We start from the raw sequence: 208 nt of genomic DNA on the forward strand, positions 1-208 counted from the left end.
TCGCTCAGAACGTCCTTTGAAACGGGGCCTGACGGCGAACCGGTGCAGCGCATCCATGACAGCGTGCCGTTTCAGCTGGATGAGGCCGAGTCAGCTGACGCATTCGTCCGGCCGTTTTGTCTGGAGGAAGGGCCGCTCTTCCGTGCGGCCCTCGTGAAAGAATCGGATGAACGTCATCTTTTATTAACGGATATGCATCATATTATTT

The 208-nt window shown here is 54.8% G+C and carries 1 protein-coding gene; it reads left to right on the forward strand.

What is annotated here, in order from left to right; all coding sequences use genetic code 11:
- Positions 1 to 208: condensation domain-containing protein (locus G9F75_RS19910; RefSeq protein ID WP_167409352.1), on the forward strand; the 208-nt coding region annotated here is incomplete at both ends.

The sequence above is a fragment of the Bacillus sp. EKM208B genome (genome assembly GCF_011800725.1).
GTDB lineage: Bacteria > Bacillota > Bacilli > Bacillales > Bacillaceae > Bacillus > Bacillus velezensis.